This is a genomic window from Candidatus Poribacteria bacterium, assembly GCA_021295755.1.
Taxonomy (GTDB): domain Bacteria; phylum Poribacteria; class WGA-4E; order WGA-4E; family PCPOR2b; genus PCPOR2b.
This window is the reverse complement of record JAGWBT010000222.1, coordinates 1-8645: the sequence shown is the minus strand read 5'-3', so window position 1 is coordinate 8645 and position 8645 is coordinate 1. Positions and strand designations below refer to the sequence as shown.

Annotated in this window: 5 protein-coding genes and 1 pseudogene; all 6 read right to left on the bottom strand. The window is 47.8% G+C overall.

Going from position 1 to position 8645, the window contains the following annotated elements:
- Positions 1-235: 235 nt before the first annotated feature.
- The gene (locus J4G02_22275) at positions 236-2527 is read right to left on the bottom strand and encodes a hypothetical protein (GenBank protein ID MCE2397238.1); all 2292 of its coding nucleotides are present in this window, start codon (positions 2525-2527) and stop codon (positions 236-238) included.
- 85 nt (positions 2528-2612) lie between these two features.
- Positions 2613-3187 (bottom strand): annotated as a pseudogene (locus tag J4G02_22270) (ABC transporter ATP-binding protein).
- A gap of 284 nt (positions 3188-3471) precedes the next feature.
- The gene (locus J4G02_22265) at positions 3472-4878 is read right to left on the bottom strand and encodes an ABC transporter permease (protein ID MCE2397237.1); all 1407 of its coding nucleotides are present in this window, start codon (positions 4876-4878) and stop codon (positions 3472-3474) included.
- Between the two features lie 102 nt (positions 4879-4980).
- Complete coding sequence (locus J4G02_22260) at positions 4981-6228, bottom strand: hypothetical protein (protein ID MCE2397236.1); 1248 nt, start codon at positions 6226-6228, stop codon at positions 4981-4983.
- Positions 6229-6267: 39 nt separating this feature from the next.
- A complete protein-coding gene (locus tag J4G02_22255; GenBank protein ID MCE2397235.1) occupies positions 6268-6534 on the bottom strand; it encodes a PQQ-binding-like beta-propeller repeat protein in 267 nt (88 codons plus the stop codon).
- Positions 6524-8645, bottom strand: a 2122-nt coding sequence (locus tag J4G02_22250; GenBank protein ID MCE2397234.1) for a hypothetical protein, incomplete at its 5' end; no start/stop codon positions are given. The genes J4G02_22255 and J4G02_22250, both read right to left, overlap by 11 nt.

The following is an 8645-nucleotide window of genomic DNA, read 5'->3' as shown; positions in this document are numbered from 1 at the left end:
TTGCTAATCGCTAAAAGGGTTTCGTAGAAACCCGCCCTAACCGCTAATTACTATAAAAGGGCGTTCGCTACGCTCACTGTTAGTTGATAGCAATTAGGTGCCTCTTTGCTCTTTGCTAACCGCTAATTGCTAATTGCTAAAAGGTTTTTTCGCAAGAAAAAACCGCCCTAACCGCTAACCGCTAATCGCTAAAAGGGTTTCGTAGAAACCCGCCCTAACCGCTGATAACCATTCCTCAACGTCGGCTGATGCGGATTGTGACGATAACGATCCCAATCATCAGGAGTATCAACGCGCCGAACAGCAGCGTCGTCACCGACATTTGCGTCTGAGACTCGACTTGCACTGTGATCGAACGGTCGCGTGCCTCAAACTTACGGTTATCAACCGTGACTTCCGCATTCAACTTCGCTTGATATTCTCCCACGCCGATGTCCGCAGGGGGACGCAACGTCAGTTGGATATCTGTTTCTTCGTTCCGTTTGAGTGAACCAATGACTTCAGGGATCACCGTGTATTTCCAATCCGTGTTGACATCGACAAGCATACGAATATCAACGAGATCGCGGGTGCCGATGTTCTTTAGCGTTGCCGTCATGTTGACTTCTTCGCCAATTTTAATCGTCTGGAATGCGTTCGGCACGAATACTTCAATCTCAGGCACACCCTTTGGAATCAGTTCAAACCGCTCGACACCGCCTTGTATACCCGCAATCCTATCAGCGGGTAACTCCAACCGATTGTTAACACCCCCAAGTTCAGTTGCCTCCGCGTCATCAATCACGGCGACGTAGAACTCAAGCGTGCTGTCGAGATACGATGCATCCAATTCCTCCGGTAGATAAACAATCAGCGACAGATTCCGCTTCGACTGTTCCTGTGTAAACTTTACCTGAGACTGCCGAGATTTCGTCTCTGGGTCTTGGAATTCAAAGGAGAGACGATTCAGGAGGTTAATGACGCGCAACTGGAATGTGTTCTCTGTCTCTGCTAACCGATCGAGCGTCAAATCGTAAGTGACGCTGCTTCCCAAATTTCCTTCCTGTGAGAAGCGTAGGGAGCTGACATTGACGACATCCAACGCGGATTCTTTTTGGAGATAGATGAGTCGGGTTTCGGGTTCGGCAAGTTCAGGGTACTTCAGCGATACCTTCAGACTCTCGACATCTTTCTGAAGTTGGAACGTCAGTTCCACGGTTTCATTGTAACCGAGCACTGGGATCTTCTCTTCATACGGCTTGACGATGTTCGTATCATCGACAACGTCGAGTAAGGAGATATAAATCCCACGGATCTCATTCGCCGCGGCGATTTCTTCAGGAGTGGCGTTAACTGGCATTGCTTCTGTCGTTGATGTATTTTTCAACTGGATCGTCACCATCATTTGCCCACCTGTATTACTAGCGATACGAAACTTCTTCGCACTGAGGATAGAGATATGGCGTGTGTCCTCCTCAAGATGTATTTTATAGGGGATTTCCTGATCGAGGTATTTCAGACTGACAATGAGACTGTCGACGTTTCGCCGGAGTTCAAAGTCGAGGATTTTCTCCTGTCCGTCTTTCAGCGTCGGAATGCGATATTCATAAGGAAAGCCGATGATAGATTCCGTATCATCTTTGATGGAGACATAGACATTGTTGATTTCTTGTGCCGTTGCTTCTCCCGAGTAACCGGCGGAGGTGCCGGTGCCTGTTTCTTCTGTTTCGCCATTGATTGCACCATACGTGAGCACGACTTCCAGATACCGCCGATCTCCCTGTTTGTAGCGCCTCGCAGACACGACAGAGATATACGGATCTTCCTGTTTCAGATGGATGTTCTTCTGGTCCTCGCGCCCTGAGTACGTCAACGCTACAACGACATCTCGCACATTCTCTTTTATCAGCTCAAACTCCAAAGTGATAGATTCACCCTCTTTGAGCGTCTCAATGCGTCGTTCGTAAGGTTCAGTGATAATCGCTCCACTGGCACCATAACTTTCCTGTTCTTTAATCGAGACGAAGATATCGTCAATCTGTGCGCTGATAATAATTTCTCGTTCCAGCACTTTCGAGCTTTCAACGAGTTTGACGGGGGACGAACTATTCCGCAAGGTGATTGAGAATAACTCCCGACCATCGACGGATTCATAGAGTCTTGTCTCTTCAACGGTGATATGCCACTCATCTTGTAGCGATTCAAGCTCTACCTGTTGGAGCGTCAATTTTGCCTGTTCATATTCATCGACGGCACGTTCGTAAGCCTCCTCGGCTATATTCACTTCGGAGACAGTGACGATGTTGTTGTCCTCCATCATCATCGACTTGAGGTTTTCGAGATCCACCTGCTTCTTTTTCATCAACTTTTCTGCCAGTTCCATCTTCAAACGCTCGACTTCTATCAGGATTTGACGGCTCTGTTCCTCTTTGGTTTTTGGATTGTTCCCATTCGTAAGTGAAACATCTACAGACTCCGCTGTTAGTAAAACGGGCAACGATATCCCTATCACGCTAATAAAAACAATTGTAAGTATATTGGTTCGCATTTTTAATTAATCCCGTCGTCATAATTGGGTATCCGATTCGCCAAATCTTGGTTTGACGAATCGGTTGGTTTGCGTCAGATGGACATTATGCGGCTGCATCGTCTGCAGATTCGTATCCAGCAACGTAATGCAGGTACAACGCCTCGAGATCCTCTTTTAGAATTTCTTCGCGCGTTAGTTCCCGTTCAAGATTACCTTCCACGAGAATCCCAATCCTGTCAGCAATCTCCTTCGCACGGAAGATGTCGTGTGTAGACATAAAGATAGATTTCCCTTCCTCCTTTAATTCGCGGAGTAGGTTCAGGAAATCAGCACCCCCTTTGGGATCCAAGCCTGAAGTCGGTTCATCCAGCAGAACGGCTTGTGCGTTTTTCATAATTGTGATCGCTATCCCCAGGCGTTGACGCATCCCTTTGGAGAAGGTCGTAAGCCGACACGTCCAAGTGTCGCATCGAGTTCGGCGTTGGATACCTTTTTCCGTCCGCCGAGTTTCGCAAAAAAGGATAGATTTTGACGCGCCGTAAAGTTGCGATAGAGTTCGACGTTTTCCGAGACGTAAGCGAGATGCTTCTTCGCTTCCAACGGGAACTTCGGAATCTCGATGTCACCGACGAGTGCGGTGCCGCTTGTGGGTTCGATGAAATTCAGCAGCAGAGACATGGTCGTGCTTTTCCCGGCACCGTTCGCACCGAGGACAACATAAATTTCACCGTCGTCCACTTTCAGGTTCAATTTATTCACGGCGAAAACATCGGGTTTCTAACATGGGTTTCTCCTTAGGTTATTTTTTTACTTCATAATTAAGGATACAATTTTGAGGTAGAATGGGTGCATAGTGAAAAAAATTGAGAGATACACGTTTTGTAATAAACCGACAATTACTTTGGCGTTGCGGGTAGGCGGGGTTACAAACCCCGCCAGCAGAGGGTGGGGTATCCCTCACATCAAATATCGGAACGGAAGAACTTCAAGAACGCCACCACCGTAAACGCTAAAGCGAAAAAACCGAGTAAGAACACATCCACTGCGGAGCGGCGTAATGTGTCCGATAAAGCAGGTTCTATTAACATTGGTGGTGGCAGGATTTCGTCTGTTTCGGATTCAGAAGACTCATTTGACCGATTCATCAGATGTAAAAACTGTGCCAGCACGTCGTCCGAAATTGTGCTGAAATACGTATCATCAAGTTGCTTATAGTACCTCTCACCCGTTTGAAAATAGGTGTCCCTTTTTAACGTGCCGGTTTGTGTGAGGTTCATCGCAAAATAGGTAAGTGAAGACGTGGGTGCGATCCGGGAAAGCATCTCACCAACCTGCTCTTGTCGATCCTTTTCGCGTTGATAGTCCCTGTCAATTTTACCCGATTGATTCTGGAACTCCAGTCGATACTGTTCATCAATCGGTTTTCTGAGTTTATCTAACCTTTTCTGCGTCTCTGGATCGTTTAGGTTAATATGAACACTACCGCCGCTCTCAAAAGCTAAAGCCATTTTTTCCCCAATCTTCTCTTCCTTATCCTTTGTCAGGTTATTGCGAAGTGCGTTTTTCTCCATATAAACAGCTTGCTGTGTTCGGGTGGGCGCGACGAGTTTCGCGACGACAAACGCGCCCCGCGGCGCGATCAGCACCGCAAATACCCAAAACGTAAATGCGACGATCAGCGCGGTCTTGGCGTTGTCGAGATACGTTGAAATGACGACACCTATCGCAAAAAACACCGCAATATAGAGCAGCGAGATAAGTGTGAGACCGAGCACCGGCAGTGCAACCTTAAGCTCACCGAGCGGAAATCCCTGCCAAACGATCAGGAGTAACCCCAAAAGGAAAGATACTAAAAACGGAATAACGAACACGATGTATCCACCGATCAGCTTGCTCCACAGAAACACATCTCGGGGAAGCGGATTTGACAGATTTATCCGGAGCGTGCCTGCCTCTCTTTCTCCGGCAACAGCATCAAATGTGAACAGAAGTGCCAGCAGACTGAAAACAATTCCGACAATAAACAGGAAATCAAGGTTCCCAAGTGCATACGCCGCGGATGCCTGAGAAATCCCTGCTGAACCCTGCCTCACGCCATTACGGGTCATCCCAAGATAGGTCGGCAGTGCTTCCTCTAAACCGTTTGCGAAGACGCTCAAAGGTGTAGGTTTGAGGAAGAACTTAGAGACCTCCACGTTTGGATCCTGTGCGTTCCGTTTCACGGACTCTTGATAATCCGTCAAATTCTGGCTATACCTGCGATAATTGATAGAAAGGGTGAGTGGAATGAGCAGGGCACACATCAGCAAAAGCGCGATAAATCGGACACTGAGAATGTGATGCATGATCTCTTTTTGAATCAATGTCATTAACACGGTAATTTCTCCTTTGTTTTTTAGTTCGGTGTTCGTTGTAGCACAAATTCGCAGTTCATGCTACAACGTCTTTTATGGGACTTACTGTATAGCACATCACAGAGATATCAGATCCGCCAATTGCCGAAGGATGTCCTGTCCCTCTTCGGTTTTTAGAAATTCTTCTCCGAGTTGTGCTTCAAGTTGCGACTGTAGTTGTACCTTAATTTGATCCCCCACCTGCGGTATTGCTTCTTTGAGGATATTCATCCCCATTGGTGTTTGGAGAATGTCTTTTCCAAGTTGTGCTTCAAGTTGAGAAACAATCTCTTTCTCCAAGGCACTCATCAGTTTTGGTACGAATTTCTCCAAGACTATTTCTTCAGTCGCTTGTTTGAGTTTCTCTCGACCTTCTTGGGTCTTAAGAAACGCGTCCCCGTGTTGTTTACGTAAGTCACGCATAACGTCAGCGAGTGCAGAGATCCCGATCTTGTTACTTTCATAGATGCCTCTTTGTGGACCGTTGCGATAGAGTTTTCCGCCGAGACTTAGGTTGAGACGGTGGTGTTCACAACGAACGATAGGGACCATATCACCTTCCTGTGTCCACAGCATGTGTTGACCGTCTTTCTCAGAGGGCCGAATCTCGTAAAGATAACTGCACGGAAGTTTTGGGTCGGATGCATTCTCAGTGAGCACGCCGGGGGTTCCTGCTGTCGGGTCTGCCGGACAGAAGAGAACTTTTTCGTCCAGATACTGCGGAGAAAGATCGGACAGCCACTGCGGATCCGCATCGGCGTTGGCGGTCCTATAGTCATCACGGGCGCGTTTTATCTGCCGCAAATTTTCTCTGCACGTCTCAATGCCTTTAAAATCCTTAGCGGTCTGTTCCTCTGAAAGCGAGGCTAATTCATAAGGGTAGGCATCTGCTAAGAGACACCGGTTTAGACGCACCAACGCTTCCCCACTTTGCGGGTTTTCGGCGATGAGTGCCTGTGTTTGTTCACTGAGTTCAACAGTGGCAAACCGTTGCGCATCGTAGAGAGAATTCCCTTGAAGCAGTCGATTTAGGTCTGAAAGCAATACTTCCTGCTGCTGAGGGGATAGGTTACTTGTACCATTGTATCCGAGTAACACCCACTGCATATCTTCGGACAATTGCGATGCGATCCATTCGGACACCGGTGCACGCGTATCTTGAAGTTTCACGAGCAAACTGCTGGGGTCTTTCATCGCATCCATATCAAAGAGAAACTGATCTGTGCTTGCGTGAAGCGATAGTTGTGAGCCTATGACTGTTGCTAAAGTTGCGATCAGAAGTGTTAGGGAATTGCGAATCTTGCCTCGTAAAATTATGCTTTTCATTTTTTAATCTCCTTAGAGTGTTAGTATATTTCAGGTTTTTTATTCGGATTCATCAAGCGTGAAACGTAGCACACCCCTGCCAGTAGTGCCGACATAAAGCGTGTTACCATCAACGGCAAGAGCGTTAACACGGACTGGAATTTCCGGTGTAACCTGTTGCCACGTGTTAGCATTTGCTTTCAATTGGTACACCCGTTGCTGGTGTGTCCCATAAACGGTTGTGCCGTCTACCGCGAATCTTTCTATGACAATTGGCACGCCTTCTGTATCGGTTGTCGCCTCCCAAGAGATACCATCATTTGACATAAACGGTTGACCCTGCAAAGGTTACGCCCCTGAAATGCGCAACAGAGAACGGGAGGCTCGCCGTAACATCGTTCCATGTGTTTCCCTCATCAAATGATTGGAAGAGGTATCCATCCCATTTACCGATGTAGACGATACTTCCTGAAACCGCGAGGTTGGAAGGGAGGGAATCAAGAGTGTTAGCATTGTCAATTATATCAACAGGAAATTCATTGAGGAGTCCGGTATCCACCCATTCCGTCGTGCCGGTTTTCCATCTGAAGAGTTTCTTTCCATATTCCATATAGTAAGTATCACCACTGATGGCGAAATTCCCGATAACCGACCTCAAAACCTCAGCCAGGAGCTCCTCTAAGGCTGGACTATAGTCTTCAACAAATGTCTCGGCATCTAAATCCTCAAGGATATTATCTTCAAGGTTGTTTTTTTCTCCCTCGGTCTGATCTTTTACTGACAGAATCTCTATGAAACCTTCTTCCATTAGCTTGGCATAGTCTGCCCCCTTTAAAAATGGCATACCCGGAACAGACGTTAACCGATTATCCTCGGTAGATAAGCGAAAGAGGCGGGGGTGAGGTGTCGTGTCGTCTATAGTTCTGGCGTAGAGCAGATCGTTGAATCTCACCAACTGAATGATGTTCCGGAGGCTGCTTGGGACAAGCACAGGTGTCCACGACTCGCCTACGTCGGATGAGGTAAGAAGTGTGCCGCCCACGTTGGCATAAAGCGCATCCCCCACAGAAACTAAATTCATCACAGAGGTCTTTACGAATCTCGTGTTAAACGGGTGCCACGTTTTGCCGGCATCGGTTGTGCGATAAATCCCGGACTCTCCGTTCCGATAGAAGGTATTCGCATCCAAAGACACGAGCATGGAAACGTCTCCTATGTCCGGTATACTTGAATCCAAAGTAACCCAGGTGTCCCCCGTGTCATTTGAATAATAACTGTTTTCGTCGTCCACTACGAAAAGGTTGTCTTCCACTGCTACCATTTCAAAGATTAAAGTCGGTTTCGTTTCTGCGTCCTCAGGTTGCTCCTTTCCATTTTGCTCGGTTCTCGGATCTGCAGGTCCAACCCGAATGGTTATGTTAACTTGAGGGGAAGGCTTTGTTTCTGTTTTTCCGTAGTCTAACGTCTCCCACGACTCTCCCAAATCTATTGAGCGATACAGGGACAGAGATGTCTCCCATACCATTCGCGATGGCAGCACGAACCCAAAATCCTTGTTCACCACCTTGTCCCCCACGGCAACATAGAGTCGATACCCGGCACTTGCCAGTGCGCGGATATTGCGGGTCTTATGGTCTTCATCTACCGATAATAACGTCCAGCCTTCGGAATCGCGGCGATAGAGCCCAGAACCGGTCCCAACAAATACGACATCTTCAATAGTCGTGATTGCGCGAATCTCTTTGTTCGCCAACTGTTCGCTTACGGGAATCCATGATTTCCCAGTGTCCACGGAACGGAATACGCCATCAGCAAGTGCCAAATACATTACAATATCGGTGTGTGTCCCAGGGGACCCATCTGTTATGACAAGATCAACCAACTGTCCTTCTGGACGTGTGCCGAGTGAATTCCACGACTCACCTCTATCTACTGAAGTGAGGATTTCCGTATCAGAGACAAGGTAGAGGGTCTTATCATATTCTGTCATTTGCCATGATCCGTTAAGGGGCATGTTGGCGTTGACAATACCCCACTGACTTCCATCGTCCACCAATCTATAGAGGTCGCTCCCTGTTCCGGCGTAAGAATCTCCGTTAGCTGCGATGAACAAGTTCTGCACGCTGCCACCTTCGGGGCCCCCAGTTTGGGTCCACTGCGGTTTCGGTGTTGAGATCTCTGGCGTGTCGATGGGTAGCGTGGCAACAAGGGAATCTTCGGGTTTCTGCCCCGCTCCGGGACTTTTACCGGGGAGCACCGAACTTCCTGCTTGACTCCGTACTGCGGGTTTCGCGGGTGAGTCTATGACAAAGACTGCATCAATAATCTCGACAGTCGGCTCAGAAGTGGCACTGAAGTTATAGGGTTTCTGAAAACGGGAGAGATATTGCGTGCCGACACCCATCAATAGGAAAATTAAAACAGCGGAGGCGGCAGAA

Bases quoted from the DNA above. Each gene is read 5' to 3' on its own strand.
- J4G02_22275 (MCE2397238.1), bottom strand. From the start codon at position 2,527: ATGCGAACCAATATACTTACAATTGTTTTTATTAGCGTGATAGGGATA.
- J4G02_22260 (MCE2397236.1), bottom strand. From the start codon at position 6,228: ATGAAAAGCATAATTTTACGAGGCAAGATTCGCAATTCCCTAACACTT.
- J4G02_22255 (MCE2397235.1), bottom strand. From the start codon at position 6,534: ATGTCAAATGATGGTATCTCTTGGGAGGCGACAACCGATACAGAAGGC.
- J4G02_22265 (MCE2397237.1), bottom strand. From the start codon at position 4,878: ATGACATTGATTCAAAAAGAGATCATGCATCACATTCTCAGTGTCCGA.